Annotated in this window: 22 protein-coding genes and 2 pseudogenes; 5 read left to right on the top strand and 19 right to left on the bottom strand. The window is 42.9% G+C overall.

What is annotated here, in order from left to right; genetic code table 11:
* Window positions 1-351 precede the first annotated feature (351 nt).
* The 6 genes and pseudogenes from MHH48_RS01655 to MHH48_RS01630 form a co-directional block, all read right to left on the bottom strand.
* Complete coding sequence (locus tag MHH48_RS01655) at window positions 352-1605, bottom strand: mechanosensitive ion channel domain-containing protein (RefSeq protein WP_076322581.1); 1254 nt, start codon at window positions 1603-1605, stop codon at window positions 352-354.
* 248 nt (window positions 1606-1853) lie between these two features.
* Window positions 1854-2663 carry a hypothetical protein gene (locus MHH48_RS01650; RefSeq protein WP_076322582.1) on the bottom strand — a complete coding sequence of 270 codons (810 nt, stop codon included), beginning with the start codon at window positions 2661-2663 and terminating at the stop codon, window positions 1854-1856.
* Between the two features lie 24 nt (window positions 2664-2687).
* On the bottom strand, window positions 2688-3161 hold the full coding sequence (locus tag MHH48_RS01645; RefSeq protein WP_076322583.1) for a DUF5381 family protein: 474 nt from the start codon (window positions 3159-3161) through the stop codon (window positions 2688-2690).
* A gap of 20 nt (window positions 3162-3181) precedes the next feature.
* Window positions 3182-4213, bottom strand: coding sequence for a WXG100 family type VII secretion target (locus tag MHH48_RS01640; protein WP_076322584.1), 1032 nt, complete (start codon window positions 4211-4213; stop codon window positions 3182-3184).
* 416 nt (window positions 4214-4629) lie between these two features.
* Window positions 4630-5487: pseudogene (locus MHH48_RS01635) on the bottom strand (DUF438 domain-containing protein); the annotation flags it as partial.
* 11 nt (window positions 5488-5498) lie between these two features.
* Complete coding sequence (locus MHH48_RS01630) at window positions 5499-5822, bottom strand: DUF2642 domain-containing protein (protein ID WP_076322585.1); 324 nt, start codon at window positions 5820-5822, stop codon at window positions 5499-5501.
* Window positions 5823-6098: 276 nt separating this feature from the next.
* On the opposite strand from MHH48_RS01630, the gene MHH48_RS01625 reads away from it, so the two are divergent.
* The gene (locus MHH48_RS01625; RefSeq protein WP_076322586.1) at window positions 6099-6299 is read left to right on the top strand and encodes a hypothetical protein; all 201 of its coding nucleotides are present in this window, start codon (window positions 6099-6101) and stop codon (window positions 6297-6299) included.
* A gap of 736 nt (window positions 6300-7035) precedes the next feature.
* The gene (locus MHH48_RS01620; protein WP_076322587.1) at window positions 7036-8376 is read left to right on the top strand and encodes a lytic polysaccharide monooxygenase; all 1341 of its coding nucleotides are present in this window, start codon (window positions 7036-7038) and stop codon (window positions 8374-8376) included.
* A 216-nt stretch (window positions 8377-8592) separates the two neighbouring features.
* Here MHH48_RS01620 and MHH48_RS01615 read toward each other — a convergent pair whose 3' ends face one another.
* The 4 genes from MHH48_RS01615 to MHH48_RS01600 all read right to left on the bottom strand — a co-directional run bounded on the left by MHH48_RS01615 (window position 8593) and on the right by MHH48_RS01600 (window position 13671).
* Window positions 8593-9510: an AI-2E family transporter gene (locus tag MHH48_RS01615; protein WP_340390696.1), complete on the bottom strand. Its 918-nt coding sequence runs from the start codon at window positions 9508-9510 to the stop codon at window positions 8593-8595.
* 581 nt (window positions 9511-10091) lie between these two features.
* Complete coding sequence (locus MHH48_RS01610) at window positions 10092-10886, bottom strand: sensor domain-containing protein (protein ID WP_076322589.1); 795 nt, start codon at window positions 10884-10886, stop codon at window positions 10092-10094.
* Between the two features lie 113 nt (window positions 10887-10999).
* Window positions 11000-12325, bottom strand: coding sequence for an NAD(P)/FAD-dependent oxidoreductase (locus MHH48_RS01605; RefSeq protein ID WP_083659656.1), 1326 nt, complete (start codon window positions 12323-12325; stop codon window positions 11000-11002).
* Between the two features lie 32 nt (window positions 12326-12357).
* Entirely contained in the window at window positions 12358-13671 is a 1314-nt protein-coding gene (locus MHH48_RS01600) for an NAD(P)/FAD-dependent oxidoreductase (protein ID WP_083659648.1), read from the bottom strand.
* Window positions 13672-13774: 103 nt separating this feature from the next.
* Between MHH48_RS01600 and MHH48_RS01595 the strand changes: the two are divergent.
* Window positions 13775-13950: pseudogene (locus MHH48_RS01595) on the top strand (type II toxin-antitoxin system death-on-curing family toxin); the annotation flags it as partial.
* 207 nt (window positions 13951-14157) lie between these two features.
* Here the strand turns inward: MHH48_RS01595 and MHH48_RS01590 are convergent.
* From MHH48_RS01590 to MHH48_RS01555, 8 genes are all read right to left on the bottom strand, one after another.
* Window positions 14158-14901 (bottom strand): class I SAM-dependent methyltransferase, encoded by a 744-nt coding sequence (locus MHH48_RS01590; RefSeq protein ID WP_076322590.1) that lies wholly within the window; start codon window positions 14899-14901, stop codon window positions 14158-14160.
* A 15-nt stretch (window positions 14902-14916) separates the two neighbouring features.
* Window positions 14917-15804, bottom strand: a complete 888-nt coding sequence (locus MHH48_RS01585; RefSeq protein WP_076322591.1) for an AraC family transcriptional regulator — start codon at window positions 15802-15804, stop codon at window positions 14917-14919.
* A 638-nt stretch (window positions 15805-16442) separates the two neighbouring features.
* Window positions 16443-17048 (bottom strand): response regulator transcription factor, encoded by a 606-nt coding sequence (locus tag MHH48_RS01580; RefSeq protein WP_036664865.1) that lies wholly within the window; start codon window positions 17046-17048, stop codon window positions 16443-16445.
* Window positions 17049-18221, bottom strand: a complete 1173-nt coding sequence (locus tag MHH48_RS01575) for a sensor histidine kinase (protein WP_076322592.1) — start codon at window positions 18219-18221, stop codon at window positions 17049-17051. It abuts the gene before it with no gap.
* Window positions 18222-18965 carry an ABC transporter permease gene (locus MHH48_RS01570; protein WP_076322593.1) on the bottom strand — a complete coding sequence of 248 codons (744 nt, stop codon included), beginning with the start codon at window positions 18963-18965 and terminating at the stop codon, window positions 18222-18224.
* A 27-nt stretch (window positions 18966-18992) separates the two neighbouring features.
* Window positions 18993-19898 (bottom strand): ABC transporter ATP-binding protein, encoded by a 906-nt coding sequence (locus MHH48_RS01565; protein WP_076322594.1) that lies wholly within the window; start codon window positions 19896-19898, stop codon window positions 18993-18995.
* Between the two features lie 445 nt (window positions 19899-20343).
* A complete protein-coding gene (locus MHH48_RS01560; protein ID WP_076322595.1) occupies window positions 20344-21150 on the bottom strand; it encodes a sugar phosphate isomerase/epimerase family protein in 807 nt (268 codons plus the stop codon).
* 69 nt (window positions 21151-21219) lie between these two features.
* A complete protein-coding gene (locus MHH48_RS01555) occupies window positions 21220-21582 on the bottom strand; it encodes a hypothetical protein (protein ID WP_076322596.1) in 363 nt (120 codons plus the stop codon).
* Between the two features lie 340 nt (window positions 21583-21922).
* Between MHH48_RS01555 and MHH48_RS01550 the strand changes: the two genes are divergently transcribed.
* Window positions 21923-22273: a hypothetical protein gene (locus MHH48_RS01550; RefSeq protein ID WP_076322597.1), complete on the top strand. Its 351-nt coding sequence runs from the start codon at window positions 21923-21925 to the stop codon at window positions 22271-22273.
* A gap of 506 nt (window positions 22274-22779) precedes the next feature.
* On the opposite strand, the gene MHH48_RS01545 is transcribed toward MHH48_RS01550, so the two are convergent.
* On the bottom strand, window positions 22780-23052 hold the full coding sequence (locus MHH48_RS01545) for a DUF6809 family protein (protein WP_076322598.1): 273 nt from the start codon (window positions 23050-23052) through the stop codon (window positions 22780-22782).
* A 150-nt stretch (window positions 23053-23202) separates the two neighbouring features.
* On the opposite strand from MHH48_RS01545, the gene MHH48_RS01540 reads away from it, so the two are divergent.
* Complete coding sequence (locus MHH48_RS01540; RefSeq protein ID WP_076322599.1) at window positions 23203-23451, top strand: helix-turn-helix transcriptional regulator; 249 nt, start codon at window positions 23203-23205, stop codon at window positions 23449-23451.
* The last annotated feature ends 27 nt before the right edge of the window (window positions 23452-23478 follow it).

Here is a 23478-nt window from a genome sequence, read left to right as displayed (position 1 = left end):
TTGTTACTGATTTAAATGCCTATAATTTATTTTTCTTCGTAAATTCAAGTTGGAAATTGCTAAACACCTCTTCGATAAAGCTCTGGGCCAACAATCCAAATCTTAACGGGCGACTACAGATTAGACTCTGGTAACCATTTTACTGTGAACAATAAAGATAACACCTTATCGACAATGCAAAAAAAACCATCCTCATGCGGATGGTTTTTGATTATCATTTCTATTATTTTTCATTATTAGATTTGATGTTACCTGAAAGTCATTGCAGAGCCTTGGCTTAGCTTGTAGCCAAACTTATTCTAGTAATGCCTTCAGCTTACAAATCGCTTCAACTTACCTCCGATCATATTTTCAATATCCTCGCGAATATTCCGGGCTTTCTTTGAGTTGAACGATATCATGGCCGGTTGGGTTTTGGAAGGCACGCAGCCCAAATGTCGGCGCAACGGCAAAAATATGGTCAAAAATATCCGCTTGAATCGATTCATACACTCCCCAGGCGGTGTCATTACTGAAAGCGTAGATTTCCAACGGCAGTCCGTTATCTCCCGGTGCTAACTGTCTGACAATCAGCGTCATATCCTGATGAATTTTCGGATGATGCCGCAGATATTGATGGATATATTCTCGGAATACACCGATATTCGTAAGTTGTCGGCCATTCACTTTACTATCCGTATTAATCTGGTATTCGATGTTATACGTATGAATTTCATTTATTTTTGTCGTGACATAATCGGTAAGGTAGTGAATCTTCTGGAATTCCTCAATCATTTCTTTCGTACAAAAACTTATGCTGGTCGTATCGATATAGACGCTTCGCTTAATTCTTCGGCCGCCGGATACTTGCATGCCTCTCCAATTCTTGAACGAGTCGGAGATGAGAGCGTAGCTCGGAATCATGGTGATTGTCTTATCGAAATTCATCACCTTTACCGTGTTTAACGTAATGTCGATCACGTCGCCGTTCGCATCGTATTTCGGCATTTCAATCCAGTCGCCGACACGCACCATGTCATTCGACGATAATTGAACGCCTGCCACCAGGCCTAATATGGAATCCTTAAAGATTAGCATCAGCACGGCCGATAAAGCACCAAGCCCACTGAGAATGATCAACGGATTCTGACCGATGAGGTTTGAGATCACCACAATGCCGCCGATGATGAAGAGAACGATCTTCACCACCTGAATGTATCCCTTGATCGGCCTTATCTTGGAGACCTCAAACGAGCGATAGATGTCATCAAAGGCATTAAGCAGCGCATTGAGCACCGTGATGGTTACGATAATCATGTACGTCATTGCCGCCTTTTCAATCAGAATCTGATAGGGCGGAAAGATGGACGCCGAAAAATAAATAATGATCGCCGGCACGAGATGTGACAGCTTGTGGAATACTTTTTTCTCGACAATGATATTATCCCATGTATAACGATTGTTATTGACAATATGAATTATGATCTTCAATACGATTTTTTTGGTTAAAAAATTGGCTAATATAGAGACAACGGCTATAAAAACAACCATGATCATATTTGAGAGATATCCAATGGTTGGTTCGCTCATGCCGTATCCGTCTAGTTGGTTTTTGATAAAGTCCATTATTTCCTCCTGACGTAGTTTAAGATTAGCCTATTATTATAAATTGAATTCTATTACCACGCAAAGTCCAAGATAAGACATCAATGGGTTGATTTGGAATAAGCTAGGTGTAAGACTGTCTGTTTGAAAAACAAAAGAGAGCGCCGGAAGGGTGCTCTCTTAGTCTGATTCGATATGGCCAAGGGTGCTAAGATTATTGATCGCATAGAAGACCTTTCAGATGAGCAGTACTACACTTACCGTTTTCCCTAAGTCAAAGCTCCAGCAAAAGAGCCGAGCGTCTTTCTGCATGCAGAGAAGGATTGCAGCTCTATGCAAATCTGTGGTTCCGCATTTCTGTCCGCTTCCCGATTACATACAATCCAGAACCCTTCTTTAGCAGGAAGTACAAACAAAATATCCTCGATTGCCGTCTGGTTTCCGCTTCCAATTCTTATCGTGCTTAGATTGTCCATGGTACGGGCATTGGTTTGAAAATCCTGCTGCCATTCTGCAATCAGCTGCTGTTGGTCGGATGAAAGCTCGTCATAGAGAGGGGAGGCAGGGGATTCACCAGCTGTCAGCCGGTTCCACAATTCTTCAGTGATCACAACCTTGGATTCGGATAAAGTCATCCCTTCAGCTTTCGAAGGCTTCACTCCATAGAAACGTACAAGCTCCTCCTCCCAATCCTGCGGCTCTGTCCAGGATAGAAAATGAAGCGTGTTATTGTCAGACAAGTGGTACAAATACCGCTGCTGCAGCTCGTGGATGGTCAGTACTTTGCTAGAATTCCGATCGGTAATCCCTCTCAGCATATAATTGCTCTGCAGCAAGTGCTGAATCATTTGCGTAATTTCGGAAGTAAAACGAACCTCTCCGTTCTCTTCATCAATCGATTCTATAAAGCCTTTAGACATCAAGCTATGTGTAGCTGCCTGAAATAGAAGCTCCCATCTGTCTTCAGACAGGTCTCCATAGTATGCCTTCATAAGTCCTGCAGCCATTTCCTCCCCTTGATGAACGGCCAAGGTGTATCCCAGCTCTTCTAATGAAAATATATAGGTATGCTCGCTCATGTAAGCAAATCCTCCAGTACAGATCTATTTCGTTTCCTTTCCGTTACGGCTGATCAGCCCCCGCAGGCGCTTCATGACAGACTGGATTTCGGTATCGGTCAACAAATAATACGTATTCACAGTCCAGGTCTCTCTGTTTTTCAAATGAAAAATCAGCACAGGAAATTTCGGAAGCAGCCACTTCCGAATGGAAGGGCCGCTGTAGCTGATGCTTGTAATCTCCGCCCAGGCTACGGCCCGCGTTCCATCTGAAATGGAATTTTGATCGTAGGTGAGCAGCTGCGTGTCTGATTTCAGCGCCTTTGGCAAGCTGACAACCAAATATCCTCCAAAAAACGGAATCCCTATTATGGCTGATGTGATACAAAAAAACTTACGAATAAAGGAAGTATCCATAAAAAAAGCCGCGTACAGCAGAAACAGGCAGGCCAACACAAACAGTAAACTGCCAAGTGATTTGCCCCATGCCACGGATTTCCGATAAGATATTGCGTTCATAATTTAGCGCCTTCCTGAAATTATTTGAACAGTCCGCTAATCCAGCGAACTCCCTTTTCGACAACTTTAGCTGCGCCATCACCGACAAAAGCTCCAACCGTACCACCTACATAGGAACCGATGGCCGCACCAACCGGGCCACCAATCATCGCACCGACGGCTCCGCCTGCTACAGCCCCGCCATAGGTCGCGGCTGTTTTTACAACTACGTTGGATGCGGCTACAGCTACTTCTTCCCCGTTAAGCTTGCCTTCACGATACTTACTGACAAGGCCGGAAGCCTCGCCGATCACATTAAAGGTTGCGTTAATCGGGAATATCTTTTTGGCGATCATACCTGGAATTTTCTTGGTAGCAATCCCATATCTACCTTTTTCTACGCCGGCTATGACCTGTCTAGTCCATTGAGGAAAGTTCTTAGCTTGACTAAAGCCTAACCCAAAATTGAGACCGAATTTGCTTGCCACTCTATCAAAGCCTTTGATTCCTTTCATCATGAGGCCTGGGTTCACAATCTGGCGATTTATGCCTCTTGCCAGGTTCTTCAAGAACGTATTGTTACCTTTGCCTTTAACCCATGGCGCATTATGAATTTTGGCTCGGGACGGATTTCTGGGATCTACTCTGAATTGTACCGTCTTACTTAAGACTAAGGAAGCGCCCACAGAGCTGTAAAGGAGAGTTCCCCACTTTTCCAGATTATCTCTTGCTTCAAGCGAGCTGTCTAACACGTTCTGGGTTTGATCAATCGGATCGGCGGCCGTCCTTGCCTGTAACGAAGCTTGAGTGGAATCGGCCTCTTTAAAGCGGCTGACAATCGTATGTAATTCCGTGCTGACCGAACCCACCGCTGCAGTAAAATTATCCATTTGCTGACGGGCAAGCTGGAAATTTTGATAGAATTGCTGCCTTGTCGTACCTTCCCATCCACTTTCAAGGATATGAATCTGCTGGGTAAGGTGGCTGCAAATTTGCACCCCGATCTCCCTGGCCTGTGCAAATTGTTGGGATATCTCCATAAGTCTTTCCGGAGGAACTAATATTTTGCCCATGGCACTCACCTCAACAATATACAGATTAATGTAATTATTCTAGTAAAGGTTATCAATCTTCACAAAAGGAACAAGTAACAGAATAGTAAAAAAATCGTTAGGTCCTTGGAACCAATTCCCAGGTGCCAGATATGAAAGCGAGGAAAACTATGCCTATTTGGAAGAAAAGCAAGTCATATAGCGCTAAAAATATTTCCCATTGGGCGGTCATAATAACACAAGTTAAAAAGCTAACTCGGCTAACTCAGTATAGTTGTATGGAATGCGATCTACCGTTGTTACTCCACTCTGAATACGGCAAAATCCATTGCTTGATTTGGTGTAATTACACTTCTTCTTAAACACAAAAAACTAAACAGCCAGTGTCCGATTGTTTTCGGCCACTGACTGTTTCGACTTGTAACCGGCTTCTCTCCTTACGGAGAGAGTATCCGTTTTTGACCTGTGAGTTCCTGAATCGGCTTAATGTTTTGAGTGAATTCAAGCGTACCTAAATAGTTTCCTTCTTCATCCCTTACGGCAAAATAACGAATGTAAACAAATTTATCTTTAACCGGGATCCAGAAATCTTCTGCATCTTTGACACCTGCCTTGAAATCAGCAAGCAGCTGATTGACGACATGAACGCTTTGCGGAGGATGGCAGTTCTGAACACTTCTGCCGATTACCGCTTTGGTACGAACGAAGATTCGTTCTTTTCCCTGTGAAAAATATCGAACGATATCATTTTCATCGATAAAGGTTAGGTCGACTGGTAAATGGTTTAAGATGGATTCCATCTGTCTGACCGATAAAATGCCTGTACTCATTCGGATATATCCCTCTTGCAGCGGAGAAGACCCCAATCCCTGATCTGAGCCAGGTTCAGCTGCTCTTTCGGGAATCCATTCTTGATCGGGCGCAATTAAGCAATAACCGACTTCTTCGCTTTGGGCAGCAATTTGAAGCCATTCGTCTTCCGTCAACTTTTCCAGAGCCATTGGTAATAAGATATGTTCCTCTTTATAGATCATTTCTGTTACTTCGGTTAAGACGCGTTTTGCCAGATCCACTACGGTCTCGGCATTGCCATCAAAGTGAGTGAGTTTGGATTTCACTTCTTTTATTCCCAATCGGATACCGTCATCTACTGCCCACATCACCTTGGTCGGTCCATAGATCCCATATTTCTCGAGAAAAGGAAACAGCACATTTTCTTTGCGGCTGTAGTGTTTATCTACATCTCCTAGCCCTTCCTTGATGAAGATTTCGTCCAAAGCCTCGTAGATCGGCTCTCGTCCATTGTTTATTTCTCTTCTGCTTTTTCAAAATAAACGATTTCACATAATCGAATGTGATGCTTTTTTCCATGGACTACAAGAGCTACGTGATCAATGAAAACATCATCCAGAGTACCTACCAATTTGCCGACAGTTGTCGTGATGGCAATCATTAGCCCTATGTGCTGGATCAAATGCTCAGTGAATTTGGGTTCCACAGTTGTCGTATACATAACATTTTTTGGTAATACCGGAGTTTCCTTGCGCTGTACGTCTTCATTCCGATAATATTGCGGAGCTGGGAATGGGGCATATGGTCGCGGATAGCCATAGTACATAAATCTATTCATGAGTTGCATACTCCTTTGTCATAATTTGAAAAACACATCTATATAACATATGACAAATACCTATGTGGTGCTCCAGAGAAGTGTTGTGCAAAATAAGAAAGCCGTAGCTGGGATATCCTTTCCCCTCATAAAGTTTGGATGATAGGGGCGTAAATTCTTCAATCTCCTCGAGTATTTCCACCTAGATTAGGCTAATATCATAGGAGATTTTCGGGCTATCGACATATATTATTATTGCCTAGATCGAACACCAAATCTAAAAAGGAGTGTGTTATTTTGTCCGAACCGGTTTATTTACAAAATAGGTCTTACGATCCTGAGCAAATGGCTGGTTATCATTTTGTGAAAGCTGAACATTTTGAGCGAATGAAAATGGCTTGCGCGGGCAATCCTCCGTTCTTTTATAAATATGCCGAGCAGGAATATTACCATAAAGCACTTGCGCACCGTTATAAAGGTATGGGTGGCTGGATGTAATAATGAGCTGACCAAATTTTCAATGAGTCCGTTCATTTAACCGATTAACGCGAGGATTTTTTTACAATTCACAAATTTATCCAACCCGATGTACTGTCGGGTTCTTTATTTATAGCGGAACCTTTGTTTTCATAAGCATAAGGTCTAGTTTCCCTTCGCAGACATTTTCAAATTTACCCGATTCCGGTTGGCGTTTCCGGAGGTGAAACAGCATCTTGATATACGGTCGGCTTTACGGCTATTTTACTTCACACAGTTTCGGACTACATTTTAACCATAAGAAATGCGAAAACCCGCTCTATAGGCGGGTTTTATGTATGGAGCCGAGGGGAGCCGAATCCCTGCATCGAAAGCGAAACCCCGACACTCCGTAACGTCAGCCTGAATGTCCTCTTCAGTTAATCCTGGGAGAAGATGTGGATGTTTCACACTCTTATGGTTCTCATTAACTATTGCAGTGTACAAAAGCCTGTTATAAAATGTCTTTAAATTACTTTTAATTCCATAATTATCCTAAAATGTGATCCGCTTATATTTTACCACCTACGTCAGCAATCCCCTCTTATTCACCAACACAATCATTTATTACACCAACCATTAGTTATTTATGTTCACTTATTGAGCATACATATTGACCTGGAAGGAGGTGAGAAAGTACGTCGTTATGCAATCAAGGTACGAATGATCGTTTGGTTCTTCGTGCATAGTTTATCTAAAAGAGGAGGTTTTTTTATTGATGTTAACCCTACGTTTTCCCAATTCCGGACTAATTAAGAAGGTCTTGGCTAGCGGTCTATTAATGACGCTCGCTGTTATGGCTCTATTCTTATTCGAGTCCAAAGCATCCGCTCACGGATATGTAAGTAATCCTTCCAGCCGTGCGGATTTATGTGCCAGAGGAGTCAATACGAATTGCGGACTTATTATTTATGAACCGTATAGCTTAGAAGCAGCAAAAGGGTTCCCAGCAGCAGGTCCAGCCGATGGTAAAATTGCAAGTGCTAACGGCTTGTTCGCTCCACTTGATCAGCAATCCGCAACTCGTTGGACAAAAGTAAACATTTCACCTGGACAAACGACTTTTGACTGGAAGTTAAAAGTACCTCATGCAACAGCTAGCTGGAAATACTACATTACCAAGCAGGATTGGGACCCGAATGCACCATTAACTCGTGCATCCTTCGACTTAACTCCTTTCTGTAATGTACCGTATAAGGGCATGCCGTCCAATACTTATTCCGACACTTGTAACGTACCGAGCAGAACGGGATATCAAGTCATCCTCGCAGTCTGGGAAATTGCGGACACAGGAAATGCATTCTATAACGTTATCGATGTGAACTTCACCGGTGGTGGAAATCCAGATACAACAGCGCCAACTGCTCCGACAGGAGTAACAGCTTCCAATGTCGCAACCACGAGTGCAACAATTTCTTGGAATGCTGCTACTGATAATGTTGGCGTTACGAATTACAGTATTTTTAACGGCTCAACCCAAATCGGTTCCACAAGTGCATTGAATTACAATCTAACAGGCTTAACACCGAATACAACCTATAACATTACCATTAAAGCAGTAGATGCTGCTGGGAACATATCACCCGCCAGCAATCCTGCATCCTTTACCACACTAGCTGTAGTAGGTCCTGATACGGAGGCTCCTTCAGCACCTACAAGCTTACATGTGATGGGTACAACTACATCTACTACAGTGCCTTTAATGTGGAATGCTTCAACGGACAATGTGGGTGTAACAGGCTATCAAGTGTTCCAAGGCTCGACATTAGTCGCTACGGTTTCGGGTTCAGCGCTTGAATACACGGTTACGGGTCTGTCGCCAAATACGGCTTACTCCTTTACGGTAAAGGCAGTTGATGCCGCTGGTAACGTATCCGCTGCTAGCAATATTGTCAATCTAACGACACCTAGCGCACCTGCTACATACCCAGCCTGGGATGCATCCACGGTTTATGTTGGTGGAAGCAAAGTAACCCATAACGGTGTGAACTATGAAGCGAAATGGTGGACGTTAGGTGAAACTCCAGGAAATGCAGACGTTTGGAAAGTCATTCCTTAATATTCTGAGTTCTATAAAAAATGACTACAGAATTTTTCTGTAGTCATTTTTCTTATCTTATATTTATGAAACATACGGTTATCGTGCTTACAGACACAATGCCATACTATAGTGAAAAATCAGTAACGCCTTTCTTATATGCATATTTCAGAGTAAATGTCTCTTCTTTTCCATAGGGAACAGTCTACAATTGTCTACTCAAATCGGACAGGATATTTAGGATACTGCGTTGCTTTGATCGACTTCAAAAATATCGAGCAGGAACATAAAGATCGGAATCCCGATAATAAGCCCCCAGATCCCCATGAAGTGCTGGGAGAAAATAAGAACAATAAAGGTGTAGAACATCGGCAGCTTCGTTTTGTGAGCATACAGCTTCGGATTTAAGAAGTATGTCTCAACTGCATGGATGAGCAAAATCATGACAATCGCCCAAATGACGGTTGAGATACCACCAATCTGATAACCGATAATACTGATTGGAATGAAGGAAATAACAACACCGACTACCGGGATAAGGCTTAGTAAAAATACCATAATCGTTAGAGCGAACAAGTAAGGGTAGCCCAAAATCGACAACCCGATAGTCGTTAGAATCGTGTTGAACAAGGCGATCATCAGTTGAACCTCGATCACTTTACCAAAGGAAGAGGTGAATTTTTGACCAAAATATTTAAACTCATTGTAAGCCCAGCTTATTTTGCTTTTGCTCAACTTATCTGTAAAGTCATTGACTGTTTTCTTCTGGATTAAGTAGAAGTAGCTCAATACAATAACAAATATGATAACCTCGGCCCATTTACCTATCTTCAGAATATAATTCAGTGCCTGACTTCCGTATTGCTCCAATTCCAGCTTACTAAGCGCGGAGGAGACAAGCTCGGCAATTTCATCCGACTGAGGTGTATTCACGAATTTGATAATGGAAAAATATAAATCAGAAATTTGATTAATGAGCTTCGGAACATAATTGGCAATTCCGTATACAAGCCCAAATATTAAAGCCGCATACAATATCGTATTAACGACAATAGACGATATAGGAAACAACTTAGATATTTTCTTCGTAATAAAGTGCTCTAGGCGTCCCATGACGAAGGTAACAAGAAACAGCAATAACAGCAAATTGAGCATACCTCTTAAGCTATACAGCAATAAAACGACAAGTAAGAGGAACAGAATTCTTCTTACTATATTGTTAGCAAAAAACTCCCGCAAAAAATTCATTCGCTTCCCTCATTTAATTATATTTTAGTTATCTAAAGATTTACGGATGAACCTGGAGAGTCACAATACGAAAGACTTGACTTCCGACCGCTGTTGACAGCATGACATTACTTCAGTTCAATTATATATGAAAATTGTTACATTCGAAAATCTCATCAACAGCTTAATAATTAATAAATAAAACACACGCCATTTCTACCGCTCCAAAACAAAAAGATTAGCAGCTGCATCGAGAGATCATTGGCTCAAGCGCAAGTCCTAAAAAGGATGCGGCTCTAGTGGCCCGTGCCTTTGCTACGGTACAAGGAAATTGCGTAAAAATCAATTATTTCGAACGGATCGTTATACAATCGCATAGACAAAAGCCCGGCCTCACACGGTCGGGCTTTTCATCGTATCTTTTAAACCTGTCAGACGAATTTCGTTAAGCTCTTCAGTTGTCCAAATAAATCACGCTTCAAGTAGTGGAGTTTAAAAAAAGAGAGCTTCTAAAGCTCTCTTTGGGCTGGCTGCATCATCCCTTGAGTGGGGTGATCCTCTGGGTACTCGTAATATTGCGACTGAACGGGCGCATGTATGTGTGCTTCCATTGGCGGCACTGACGGCTGCTGATAGGGCTCATCCACATACATGATTCTACGAAGAATTTGCATGAGCCCATTCACGACGCGCAGCGCGACCCAGAACAGGATAAGGCCAACGCCTACATACAGCAAATATTGCTGATTATAAGTCCAATCTATATGAAAATAACTAAACACGCTATTCTCTAAAATATCAAGCTGCATTTCATTCATCAAAATGATATGGACGACTGGAAGAGCAATTAATCCGAGTCCTAGTGAAATCGCCGTTACCATAATAACAAAGAATACAATGCCTGTTACAAATCTTAATAATACAAGCAGCAGATTTCGAATGAATAACCCACCCTCAAAGTCTCTCACCATTCGCTTCAACCAGTTCTCCCCAGCTTCAGATTGTTGATTGTAATTATACGATACAGAAGGAGATGGTAATCCCAAAATTTGTCTTATCATGCTTTGTTCAAAATTCACAATCCCATTCAACAACTTGGCTACTCCAAAAAACAGCGGTATTCCGATAAATATTGGAGTCAAACCGATGGATAGTGCAAGTCCCGTTATCGCTACTGTAAAATAAATAATCCCTAACGGGAGAGATACCAAGAAATAGAGAATCGTTGCATAGGTTTTTGGATTAAAAAGCACCCAATTCACCTTGCCTGCCCGCGACGTTGCAGCCGCTTCTGTTGCCTTCATATTCAAACACCCCTTATGGCTTCTTAAGTCACGCTCCGAGTAATAAATCCATTATATCCGCTTTATTGGGCTGACATAACCGTCTTAGGGGGTATCTGAACCTAGACTTTAGACTAGGGGCTGGCCTGGCTCAGATTAAGTTGATCAGCAAGTGCCACCGCGGCGGAATAGCCGGAGCTCCAGGCCCATTGCAGGTTATAGCCACCGCAATCCCCATCCACATCCATCACCTCGCCGGCCAAATAGAGCCCAGGCACGAGCTTCGATTCTAGCGTTCCTTCTCTTAACTCTGTCGTATCGATGCCGCCGGCTGTCGTTTGGGCATTCGGGAAACCATTGGTATCGGTCACGATGAAATCCCAATGCTTCATGAGACGACACAAGGCTTTCCTGGTTTTCCACGATAGATCCTGACACAGCAGGTTCTGGTCCTGATCGATTCCCGCCTCTTTCAAGAGGATGGGGATCAGCTTCTTGTTTAAAATCCCGATTAGGGAAGCAGCCACCGTCCGGTGTCCAAACATTCCCCAATGCGTATCCAGAAAATCGACGACCTCTTCCTCTGTTCGGTCTGGCATTAAGTCAAGCGATAAGGTCACCGTTTCTCCTCTTGCGAGTTGATATGCAGCCTTTCGGCTTAACTGGAGAATCGGCGGGCCAGAAGCGCCATATTTCGTAAACAGAACCTCTCCATACTCACTCCGGATGACCTCACCATTTACAATGATATTCCCCCATCCCTCGAATTTAACTCCGGAAAGTTCATTCAGATATGGGCTATCCAGCTTCAATTGAACAATCCCGGGTACAGGATCGATCAAGGTATGTCCCAGTCGTTGGGCAAGTGTGTAACCGGAGCCATCCGTTCCTGTCTTTGGAGCGGTAAGGCCGCCCGTACAGAGGAAGAGATAATCGCTGGTATATGTGACCTTTTCCTCTGTTTCCGTCTGGCACACAATCGTGAATCGCGGATGTTCCTTCGACACGGTAACGTCCAATACTTTGGTTTTGAAGTATATCGGAACATTCCGATCCTCCAGTGCAATCCGGAAAACTTCTAACACCGATGCAGCCTGCAGCGACATCGGATACATTCGGCCATTCTCAATAGCGATCAGCGGAAGGCCGAGTGTGTTAAAGAAATCGACAGTTTGCCGAACGCCGAATTGCTGCAGCACAGGTAGCGGAAATTCCGCTTGATTACTGTGATATTTACTGGATAAATTGACCGCTTCGTCCGTACCCGTCGCCGTGGATTTGTTCGTAATGTTACAACGCCCATTACCGGTCGTTAGTACCTTCTTTCCGACCCGGTCGTTGCTTTCAATGATCGCAGTATCGATCCCTCGGTCTCGCGCAGTAACGGCGGCCATAAGACCTGAAGCGCCTGCACCGATAATGAACAGCTTGTGGTGCATAGTAGATTTCGACTTATACATAGGTGTTGAATTCATTCCTTTTTCTAATGGCTTCATCTAAAAATGCGTTTCCCTAACGCCATCGCGGCCGCATAACCGGAGCTCCAGGCCCATTGCAGGTTGTAACCCCCAAAGTCTCCGTCGACATCCATCACCTCGCCGGCCAAATAGAGCCCAGGCACGAGCTTGGATTCCAGCGTATCTGCGACGAGCTCTTTCGTAGCGATGCCGCCGGCTGTCGCTTGTGCGTACTCAAAGCTTTGGGTTTCGGTTACTTTAAACTCCCAACACTTCAATAACTTATAAAAGATCTTTTTGGTTTTCAACGAAAGATCTTGGCAGAGCAGGTTCGGCTCTTGATCAATTTTCGCTTCCTTCAGCAGGACGGAGACCAGTTTCTTGTGTAAAAAACCGACGAAGGACTCCGCGACCGTCCGATGCGCGAACGTCCCCCAGTTCGCCTCCAGAAATTCGATAACCTCTTCCTCCGTGCGGTTCGGCATCAAATCTACGGATAGGGTAACGGAGTCCCCTTTCGCGAGATGTACGGCTGCCTTCCGCCCGAGCTGCAGAATCGGTGGGCCGGAGAAGCCGTAGTCGGTGAAATGAATTTCGCCGACTTCGCAGCGGGCGACTTTGCCGTTCACGAGGATGTCGGCTCGTCCTTGGAGTTTGATGCCGGATAGCGCCTTCTGATATGGATACTTCACCTTCAATTGCACGATGGCCGGAACAGGCTCGACCAAGGAGTGCCCCATTCGCTGGGCAAGTGTATACCCAGACCCGTCCGTCCCCGCATTCTGGCCGGTAAGACTGCCCGTACAAAGAAACAGATAATCGCTGGTATAAACAACCTGCTCCTCTGTTTCATTTCGGCATGTAATCTTAAATCGTGGATGATCTGCCGATACGGTGACATCCAGCACTTTGTTGTTAAGGTATACCGGAATGTTCCGCTCCTCTAGAGCAAGCTCGAAAATATCCACCACAGATGCGGCCTGTAGCGACATCGGGTACATTAAGCCCTCTTTCAATTTTGTAAGCGGCAGCCCGAGCACGTGAAAGAAATCAATGGTTTGACGAATGCCGAATTGCTGCAGCACAGGCAACGGAAATTTAGCCTGACTGCTGTGATATTTGCGCGATAAGACCACCGCTTCGTCGTCCGTACCCGTCATAGTGGAATCGTTCGTAATATTGCAACGACCGTCGCCTGTCATTGAGATTTTTTTCCCAATCCGGTCGTTACCCTCCAGAATGGCGGTATCAATACCCAAATCCCGCGCAGTCACGGCGGCCATGAGTCCTGATGCGCCTGCGCCGATAATAATTAACTTGTGGTGCAAGAAAGCCTGATAATCGTGCATGGTTGGTCAATGCACTCCTTGTCCAATGGATTTATATATAGGAAATGTGATTTTTCCGAATGAAACTGCGCTATATCTAATTATAGCACAGGAGTACTTCTGTTTTGGCGAAGATGCATACCCCGCTATTTTTGAGAAGGCTGCGGTTTTGTTCGAATCACTAGGCCAAAACCTCCTTTTCACAACGCAAATAAAAGAACTGCTTTTACAACACTGGTTATATTCCTGCGATATAGTGGTCTGAGCTTCAAGATGGATACGGAGAAAGCCGAGGATTGAATATTTCCAAGAAAAGTCAACGCTCAAACCATAAATGTCAACACCGACAAATAATTCAGTTTCAATTTCGCAAAAGGACCAGTCATCAGAAATTGATCACTGGTCCTTTGTCAGAATGGTATATCGTCTTCATCAGTATTGATGTATGAATAATGGTCTTTACCGGGAAAACGACCGGTAGGGTGACAGATTAAAAAATTTCCAATATTATTCTTTGCTTGCAAAAAAGGTGATAAGTGAAGAATATGAGTTTTTCCCGTATCCAAGTTGATACTCAATAGATATAAATCCTTCATGTTCTAGCAAAAGCTGAAATTCTTCGATTCCGTACCAATAGAGCACAAAATTCGATATTTCCGTTTGTTGAATCTTGCCTTTTTTGAGTAGATCGTATCGATGAATGGAGCTAGTTTTTTGTTGATGCCAATCTATTCCCTGAGTCGTTGAGGTAAATAGAATGCCAGAATCATCATCAATCGAAAATGGACTTGTCGAAATTTTATATGGAATAAAACCTGTTGGTAATTCTAAATCAATAATAATTTTCCCTTGTTTATCAAGATGCTGATAAAAAGAATGTAGTACGTCTTTAACACGATTGCGCGGTAACAGACAGAAGCTGCCAGTCGGCATGATTATCGCTTCGTATTTCTCTGGCAGACGAAGATTCGTAAGATCTCCTTGATACAGAGTTCCTTTTACATTTGTAGCTACCATATTTGCTCTACATTGTTTTAACATATCCTCAGACACGTCTACACCCTCTACATTAAGTCCTTTCTGGAGAAGAGGGATCATCATTCTGCCAGTGCCAACACCGGCTTCCAGTATTTTACCTTTGGTATTTTTCAAATGATCAAAATAATACTCTAAATCACCATCAATCGAATATCCGGCAGGCTTGGTTAATTGATATAGCTTGGTACTCAACTCACCATATTCAGTAAACATATCGTCAACTTCTTTCTATGCTTTTTTTATTGGTACATAAATTTCCATGATTGAGTTCTCAGAGGCATGGCAACGTTCATCATAATATTCAAATGGAAAATGAGATTCATCCAGCTCATATTTGTTCTGATCAAACCATTCTGTAAAAATATATCTCCAGGTCTCCTTAATGACTATGGATAATGGGTCTTTCTCGTATGTTGTGGCAGTTGCTAGATTGTTGATGGGCGGAGTAGTGAAAACGGCGTAAGTAGCGCTTGGGATTTCGGCAACCACCATATCAGAGGTTACTTGGCTGAAATCATTGACAATAACGCCAAATAGATAGATGGCATTTCCTTCGTTCTGATAAGGCAGCCATACTCCAACTTCACCATGTTTTGGTGGTTTCAATTGTTCATAAAGCTTTTCTTCTAAATTTGATTCATCACATGAGTCCCAATAAGCCGCAAATTGATGACTATAATTATCTGCCATGTTCGTATGCATTCCATATCCAGCTAACTTAAAAGCACCTTTTTTAACAATTTTGGGGGGATTCAATGCTTCTCGAATATTTTTAACGAATGCGTTATCGTTATCCGCCATTCTGATTTTATATGACGTTGGAGTATACCCAAATTCTTGACGAAATGATTTTGAAAATCCGCTTGCAGATTCAAATCCATAATGCAAGGCAACATCCAATATTTTCCGGTTGTCAGTAAGTTCAATCCTTGCCGTTGACAAACGATATTTCCTTACATATTCCATTAACGGAATCCCTTTTACTAGTGAAAAAATCCTACAGAAATGAAAAGTTGAATATCCTACTTGATTTGCTATTTTTTCAGCGGAAAGCTCCTCGTTTATGTGGTCTTTTATATAAGTTATGCTCTGATCAATAATTTTGTTGTACTGCATACTACCACCTCTGAGCTTATTATAAGGATAAAACAATCATTTTGCTGTTCCTAGCTTGCTATAATTTTTGAGCTGCAAAGAGAGATCCGAGGAACGACAAATAGCATGTTTTGCAATTAGAATTAATGCAAATCATGCTACTAGTACAATTTTATGTCTTTATGCCATATATTTACATAATAGTAATTAATCATTATTTAATACGACTGGAGAAATCTAAAAGCTAGTCTCCATCTTGGATTATACCATTGGTTTTTAGTGTTAACACGGATGGTTTTCGGTGTTGACATCTTTGCAACTCGTGTTTACTTTTCTTGGAAATATTCACCGAAGATTTCAAGGTAATATGGTTTCTCATCGATTTGATCGTCAACAAGCGGCTACGATCATTGAAGATCATTGCATCATGATTTCAAAATAATAAAATGCAAAAACACCATCCTCATGCGGATGGTGTTTTTGATGGTGGAGGCGAGCCGTGGTTGTGTAAAACCACAATTCGCCGGAGTGTATTGATTAGGTTACGGTACGCTAAGGAGCGGATCATAAAAAAAGAGAGCTTCTAAAGCTCTCTATGGGCTGGCTGCATCATCCCTTGAGTGGGGTGATCCGCTTACCTCCATACCTCGAAGTTCTCCTTAATCCAACCATCCCTTACTACGTGCAATATCTATCGCCTCGATCCGTGTATTCGCCCCAAGCTTCCCAATCGCCTCTGACATATAGTTCCGTACCGTTCCATAGGATAGAAACAGCTGTGCTCCAATATCTTGAAGAACTAAGCCTTGGGCAGCCAACTTCATGACTTCGCGCTCCCTGGGTGATAATGGACATGGATCATCCCATACCGCGAGCGACAATTCTGAATTGATGACACGTTTCCCATCATAGACCCGACGAATCGCATCAGCCAGTTCCTCGCTGCCCGTATCTTTAAGAAGGTATCCATAAACTCCTGCCTGCATAGCCCGCTGGAAATATCCAGGACGCGCGAATGTCGTCAAGATGATGACACGACAAGCTGACTTATTTTTTTGAATTAATTCCGCAATATCTAACCCCGTTTTTAGTGGCATCTCAATATCCAGAACAGCTACATCGGGCTCATATTGCTGAATCATGGACATCACTTCTTCCCCATTTTCAGCTTGTCCGACTACTTCAATATCATCTTCTAACGAGAGTAAAGTTGCCAGTGCTCCCCTTAATAACTTTTGATCTTCTGCCAAAACAATACGAATCATTTAAGCACTACCTACCTTTTCATTTCGTATTACCCTAGGTATATGTAAGGTGACTTCAGTCCCCTTGCCTGGGGACGAAGACAGCGACATACGACCGTCGATCATAACCAACCGTTGCCGTAATCCGGCGAGGCCATTACTGCTAGTATAGAATTGATCCATATCTGCCCCAATACCGTCATCACGTACAGATACACGAACTTCCCCTTCCTGAATGTCGAGAAGAACGTTGCAACTTGTTGCTCGGCTATGTCGAACCACATTTGTAATCGTCTCGCGAAAACACATCGCCAAAATCGTCTCCTGCAAGGGTGTTAACGGAAGCGGATTGTTCACTAATGCGTCTTCCGTCCCTACATGAGAAGGTCTGGGATCTGAAATCGATTGATATTGAAAAAAAAGCGGTATGCCCGCTGCTGAACATAACGATACAGCATGCTTATATTCATCAGCGAGGTATGTAACTTTCATCTCCGTAACCAATTCACGCATTTGTTTCAAGGCTGCGCGTGCCGTTTCTCGTATTTCACGAGCCTCTTCTATCGCTCTCTCGGGATGGCGATTGACCAATTTTTCAACGACTTCCCCTTTTAGTGCGATTAATGACAGCGTATGGCCCAATGTATCATGGAGTTCACGTGCGATCCGCTGGCGCTCCTCCTGCTGTGCCATTCGTTCAGCAGTTTCTGCCCGCAACCGCGCAGACTTCTGTTGAAATCGAGTCGATGTTCGTATAATATACGGCAGAATACAGATGCCAAACATAGGCACCAGCCCTATCCATACTAGGCTGCCCATCCTCTCCAAGTAAGGAACAGCGATAAATCCCATAGCTACAGTGAAAACGATCGTTATAGAGAGTAATATCGGTAGCTTTTGTTTGCTCAGCGGAGCAGCTATCATAAAACCTATAAATGTATACATAGGGTGAAATACAGCTGCTAAAATTAAAAGTATACCCACCTGAACGATCAATATTGGCGAGGCCCACTTTGCATAAAAGTAAGATTGTCGAAACAATAGAACGAATATGCCTAACAGAACAAAGCCAAGCCACTGTATACTTGATGGCTCATAGAGTAAAAAGTACATGGGTATCATTAAATTTGTTAATAAAATATAAGGAGCGGCTCCTTCCGATTTTGGAAAGAGACGCCACTTTTCTCTATTCAATTAGACCGCATCCCGTCGATTATATATATAGATTGATAGTAGCATAAAGAGGAGACCGCATCCTGTCAAAATTATGAAATCGATACTTGCTGGAGTTTGTCCAGCGATCATATTCCATGCCCCATTTGCGTAACGGTGAGATGGAAGCCATTCCCCGACCGAGCCCATCCAACTTGGCAAAGTACTAAGCGGCATCCAAAGCCCCCCCACAATGGCAAGCCCCATCTGTAATACATTTCCGATGGCAACGGAGGTATTCGCATTTTTAAGCGTTCCTAACAAGGCACCAAGCGCCAGAAAAGATATGCTTCCAATCCATAACCATAATCCGCATAAAATCCATTGCCCGGCTGTCAATTGTATATCATGAACAAGGCCAGCAGATAAAAATATAACAACAATGACGATCAAGTGAACAGCCATTTGCGATACAATTTTGCTGCCAATCCAGACTGCAGGAGATAGTGGAGTTAGCTTCAACAGGCGTACCCACCCATCTTGATGCTCGAACGATAGACGGATACCGAATTGAGATACGGCCGTACCGATCAAACTGAATGCAGTCATCGACATCAATGAAAAGACACCCCAAGTTGTCGATTGAATCGATTTATCTACCCCATTCATACTTGCAAATAAAAAGTAGAAAGCAAGCGGCATCGCAATGGAGAAGAGTAAGAAAAATGGACTGCGGATAATTCGTATACTTTCTGCTTTGGTTTGGGCAATAAACATATGTAACATGGCTATTTTCCTCCTAAAAATGTTTTTTTATCGTATAATCGTTGGTTTATGTGTCCCTGTAAGACTTAGGAATGTATCTTCTAAGCTGGCAGATTGTATATCAATATCGGAAATTCCCCATTCAGACTGCATCAGTGTAAATAACAATACATCGGTCTCTTGGGCATACAGACGAATTCGCTCGCCGTTACACTCTGCCTTTTCCACACCAGGTAATGTGAGCCATTCCTGCTCAGCTGGCGCGTTCGCTGCTCGAAATGAAACTGTTCTAAGTGCTGTTTGAGCCTTTAAACGTTCTGGAGTCCCTTCCGCAACAACCTGTCCTCTAGCGATTACTGCGATATGATCTGCGACAGCATCAGCTTCCTCTAAATGATGTGTAGTTAAGAGCACAGTACGTCCGTCACTTGCCAGCGCTTGGATGGTATCCCAAAAGCGACCACGAGCCTCAATATCCATTCCGACGGTTGGTTCATCAAGCAGGAGGAGCTCTGGATTTCCCGCCAAACTTTGGGCGAAGGCTAATCTACGGCGTTGTCCTCCAGACAGGGAGGATGCGCGTCGTTTCTGATCCGCGTGGAGACCCGAAATGTCTAACAATCGCTCTAGCGACATCGGATTACGATAATAACTGCGGAACAATTGAAGCACTTCTTTGACCGTAAGTCCATCTGCTGCTTTAACATCCTGCAAAAGCGCTCCAACGCGTTGCCGTAATTCTTTTGTGCCGGACGGCATCCCCAAGACCCTGACTTCTCCTGATGTTGGCTTGATCATTCCGAGTATCATGGAAATGGTTGTTGTCTTGCCTGCACCATTCGGTCCGAGCAATGCTGATATTTGACCTTTCTCAAATGATAGATTCATATGATCAACGGCACAGTAGTCGCCGAATTTCTTCACTAGATTTATACATTCAATCGCCTTTGTCATTTTGTCCTAACCTCCGCTAATTTCTTCTTCGTTACTTGATGTCCTTATTATATTGAAAAAGCGCGAGATTCAATTAGTGTGGGTTGTCACAAGCCGGTTATGACAAATGTCAGAAAAAAGGACCGAAAGCAAAAAAGAAGGACCTCTAAGGCCCTTCTTCAGCATAACGTGCATTTGACACTCTTTGAGCGAGGTGTCTTGCTTTGCAAACTTATAGCTAAGGATTTTACACTTTTAATCGACACAGCAAAAAACCACAACCTCTGAAGTGACCCCATGAATGATTCAACGGACAATGCGGGTGTAACAGGCTATCAGGTGTACGGAAGGCGCGACATTAGTAGCTACAGTCTCTGGTTCAACGCCATTTGGGAAGGTGAATAAGGGCATAAATGAACTAGGCACTCTGCATGATGGATGTAGAGTGCCTAGTTTTATAGTAATTTCATTCTGTTACAGTCGTCTTTGAGGAATCAGTTTTTAACGCTTCCAGTCTTTTGGCTTGCACAAACGCTCTATGTAAAAACTCTTGTGCCGATAAATCCTCATAATCCCAATTCATGGCCTCGATTGCAATCGGGCCTGAATAGTTCGTTTCCGCAATTTTTTTCATGGTTGTAGACCAATCAATCGTGCCATCAAGGGGTAACCCGTGCTGGGCATAACTTCCGTTATTATCATGTAAGTGTAGTGCCATCAGCCGAGACCCGTACATGGATAATAAATCTTTCTCCGGGTAATGGCGGTAGTGATGTCCGCTGTCATAACAGAATCCGATACGCAGGGAATCCACTTGCTCCAGCACATATGCCAAATTGGAAAAGTTCCATAAATTCTCCATTGCAACATTGACACCAAGCTGTTCAGCTTTGTCAGCGATTCTCTTGATTCTATCCAGTCCCAATTCGTTATATGGATTGTCTTCGCCCGGCAAGTGCACGACCATTGTCGGAATCTCAAATTCAGCACAATCTGCAACACATTGCAGATAGCATTCAGCTGCCGCTTCACCATCCAGATTGTCAAGCCAGAGGTTGTTTTCGTTTTGGATTGGTGTGTGGATATTTTCTATAAATAGACCCGCTTCTCGTGCGATTTGCGGCCCGTTGCGATAATCGTTTCGGCCAAAGCAGTCACGACCAAAGCCATCACTCCACCATATTAAAACGCCATCAAATCCAGCTTCTTTTATTAACTGATAACGCTCTTGATTGGGCAATTCACAGCCAAACCAGTCATAAATGGTAATCATAAACCTCTTCCCTTCTTGTTATCCTAAAACTAGACTGCTACAAAAGCGACACCAATAATATAATACATGCTATAGCGAAAATTCCGTAACACCCTTCTTATAGGCATATTTCAGAGTATATGTTTCTTCATTCCCATAGGACATTGTAGCGATTTTTATTCGAGTATAATCAAGTCGACCCTCTCTTAACACTCTTTTCACCAAGGCAATACTTCGTTCTTCTTCCGTAACAACACAAAATATATTAAGCGCATATTTCTTCGGGTCGGAAATGCATTTCCCCATGTCAAACCCATCTACATAGCCTAAACCAGCATCTGCTAGAGATATTTCTAAATATTCCATTACTTTTTCTCTTAACCAGTGATCACGTTGGCTGCCTTTTGCACTTTTCAGAGGATACTGTACCACTAACCAGAATTGTTCACTCATTCCAGATCACCAGCCAATCTACAGTTCATATTTAACCTGATCGCGTGAGCGAAGATCCGTCGACCCAGGTTAATCTCATATAAATAATGTCCACTAGAAAATTTCTTCGTAAGTCTCCTAATTCCTTCTTGCTTTGAGTATCAGTCCTGCCTCCTCTTTCCAAGTCATTCCCAAATAATACGTTACCGCTGATCACTAAATTTCCTCAAACTGAATCCTTAATGTTTACGCAATAAGCTTTATGTATTTCCTTTTATTGTTCCAGGATTTGTGTTTTATTAAATATAGAATGAAGCTATCCTAATTTCACGTTTACTACCTAACTGAAGGAGATCTCTACATGAAACAGCCATTAAATATCATCCCAGAACAATGGAAAAGAACGGGGATTGTCACGATCGGCGGTCTACTTATAGGAGCAGGATTTGCCGACTGCTTGATTGCCATGAATTCAATCGATTTAAATCAAATCGCTAGAGGGTTAACGATCTTTAGTGCGGGTCTGACCATCTTAGTCGTAATGGATAACTCCAAAACACAAAAACAGACCGAGAAACTCCAAAAAGAAACGCAACTTCGAATGGAAAGAATAGAATATAAGCTGAACGCCGTCCATCAATCCCAACAAATAACGAATTCACAGTTTCTTGAGATCAAAGAGCTGATGCATCAATCCAATTCGGAGATCTAATACTCAATACTTTGTTTCAGATATAAATGTAAAAACCCGCTCAATGAGCGGGTTTTATGTATGGAGGCGAACCGTGGCTTGGCAAATTCAAGGACCGAAATCTAGCACCCGTTTTACATTATAAAAAGGATACTCATCGTGAAAAACAGCCATATCCTCCGTTATGTCCTGAACGGTCGGCGTCAGTAACTGTATATCATTGAGTTGATAAGGATAAGCCTTGGAAGAACCTTTATATATAATCCTTACTATTGGAGGATCCATTTCATATGAGGATGCATCCTCTGTCTTGTCATCACCTTTAACGATTTTTAGACAGAGTCTTCTATAAATTGGGTATATATTCCTGCCGTGTGAAGGATTATTAGAGCGAAGATACCTTATCTACGGGCGGTTAGTGTGAATTCTTTTTTAGTGTTAGCGGAAAGTCCTGATAGCAAATATTTTGCGTATTAAAAAAGACACGATTCGTGTCTTTATGGCAGTTTTATAAGTGTTCTTACTGATCACACGATCTCAGAGTACACCTCGATGATCATCATCGCTCCCAGCCTGAATCCATCAGTAAAAGAAGCCGCCATTTCCAGCCCTTGAACTTGTCGATATAAATCTAATAGATCCTCGAGCTCTCGAAACTCATCTTCTGAAAGCCTCTTCTTCCAGGCATCCATGGACTCGGATATTTGCCGGCTCAATTGGCGATACTGAGGGTCGGTGGAAACAGCCTTCTCTACAGGATTCAACTGCCCGTAATATAGGGATTCCAGGAAGCTTGGCATGGGATTCTCCTTCTCTAAAAGCTGATTTAAGGATCGATAAACACTGATAAATGCATTTTGTTACGCATATGAGTACCAGCATTGAGATCATTATACGGTACGCTTATGCGTATAGTCAAGTTGAAATCGATCTTTTGAGAGGTGATTATAATGAGGAAAAAAGTTGTCGTTAAAATCTCGGAATTGACCAAGGCACATAATATTTCTTTGCGGGAATTATCCCGCATATCCGATGTACGGCACGCTGCATTAAGTGAACTTGCCAATGGAAAACGGGAAAGTATCAGCTTCAGTCATATTGAAAGAATCGCTGAGGCTTTGAATATAAGTGATATTCGGGAGATTATTGAGTTGGTGGATGAGAGGGAAGGTATTCACATCTATAATGAAAAGCTATAACGACAAGTATTTAAAATATTTTGCCCG

It is taken from the genome of Paenibacillus sp. FSL F4-0100 (assembly GCF_037993005.1).
Lineage (GTDB): Bacteria > Bacillota > Bacilli > Paenibacillales > Paenibacillaceae > Paenibacillus_AQ.
Note: the sequence above shows the minus strand (reverse complement) of the source record. Positions and strands in the feature narration are given on the sequence as shown.

Coding starts and splice junctions, on each gene's coding strand:
- MHH48_RS01655 (WP_076322581.1), bottom strand. CDS start 1,605: ATGGACTTTATCAAAAACCAACTAGACGGATACGGCATGAGCGAACCA.
- MHH48_RS01650 (WP_076322582.1), bottom strand. CDS start 2,663: ATGAGCGAGCATACCTATATATTTTCATTAGAAGAGCTGGGATACACC.
- MHH48_RS01645 (WP_076322583.1), bottom strand. CDS start 3,161: ATGAACGCAATATCTTATCGGAAATCCGTGGCATGGGGCAAATCACTT.
- MHH48_RS01640 (WP_076322584.1), bottom strand. CDS start 4,213: ATGGGCAAAATATTAGTTCCTCCGGAAAGACTTATGGAGATATCCCAA.
- MHH48_RS01630 (WP_076322585.1), bottom strand. CDS start 5,822: ATGAATAGATTTATGTACTATGGCTATCCGCGACCATATGCCCCATTC.
- MHH48_RS01620 (WP_076322587.1), top strand. CDS start 7,036: ATGTTAACCCTACGTTTTCCCAATTCCGGACTAATTAAGAAGGTCTTG.
- MHH48_RS01615 (WP_340390696.1), bottom strand. CDS start 9,510: ATGCTCAATTTGCTGTTATTGCTGTTTCTTGTTACCTTCGTCATGGGA.
- MHH48_RS01610 (WP_076322589.1), bottom strand. CDS start 10,886: ATGAAGGCAACAGAAGCGGCTGCAACGTCGCGGGCAGGCAAGGTGAAT.
- MHH48_RS01605 (WP_083659656.1), bottom strand. CDS start 12,325: ATGTATAAGTCGAAATCTACTATGCACCACAAGCTGTTCATTATCGGT.
- MHH48_RS01600 (WP_083659648.1), bottom strand. CDS start 13,671: ATGCACGATTATCAGGCTTTCTTGCACCACAAGTTAATTATTATCGGC.
- MHH48_RS01590 (WP_076322590.1), bottom strand. CDS start 14,901: ATGTTTACTGAATATGGTGAGTTGAGTACCAAGCTATATCAATTAACC.
- MHH48_RS01585 (WP_076322591.1), bottom strand. CDS start 15,804: ATGCAGTACAACAAAATTATTGATCAGAGCATAACTTATATAAAAGAC.
- MHH48_RS01580 (WP_036664865.1), bottom strand. CDS start 17,048: ATGATTCGTATTGTTTTGGCAGAAGATCAAAAGTTATTAAGGGGAGCA.
- MHH48_RS01570 (WP_076322593.1), bottom strand. CDS start 18,965: ATGTTACATATGTTTATTGCCCAAACCAAAGCAGAAAGTATACGAATT.
- MHH48_RS01565 (WP_076322594.1), bottom strand. CDS start 19,898: ATGACAAAGGCGATTGAATGTATAAATCTAGTGAAGAAATTCGGCGAC.
- MHH48_RS01560 (WP_076322595.1), bottom strand. CDS start 21,150: ATGATTACCATTTATGACTGGTTTGGCTGTGAATTGCCCAATCAAGAG.
- MHH48_RS01555 (WP_076322596.1), bottom strand. CDS start 21,582: ATGAGTGAACAATTCTGGTTAGTGGTACAGTATCCTCTGAAAAGTGCA.
- MHH48_RS01550 (WP_076322597.1), top strand. CDS start 21,923: ATGAAACAGCCATTAAATATCATCCCAGAACAATGGAAAAGAACGGGG.
- MHH48_RS01545 (WP_076322598.1), bottom strand. CDS start 23,052: ATGCCAAGCTTCCTGGAATCCCTATATTACGGGCAGTTGAATCCTGTA.
- MHH48_RS01540 (WP_076322599.1), top strand. CDS start 23,203: ATGAGGAAAAAAGTTGTCGTTAAAATCTCGGAATTGACCAAGGCACAT.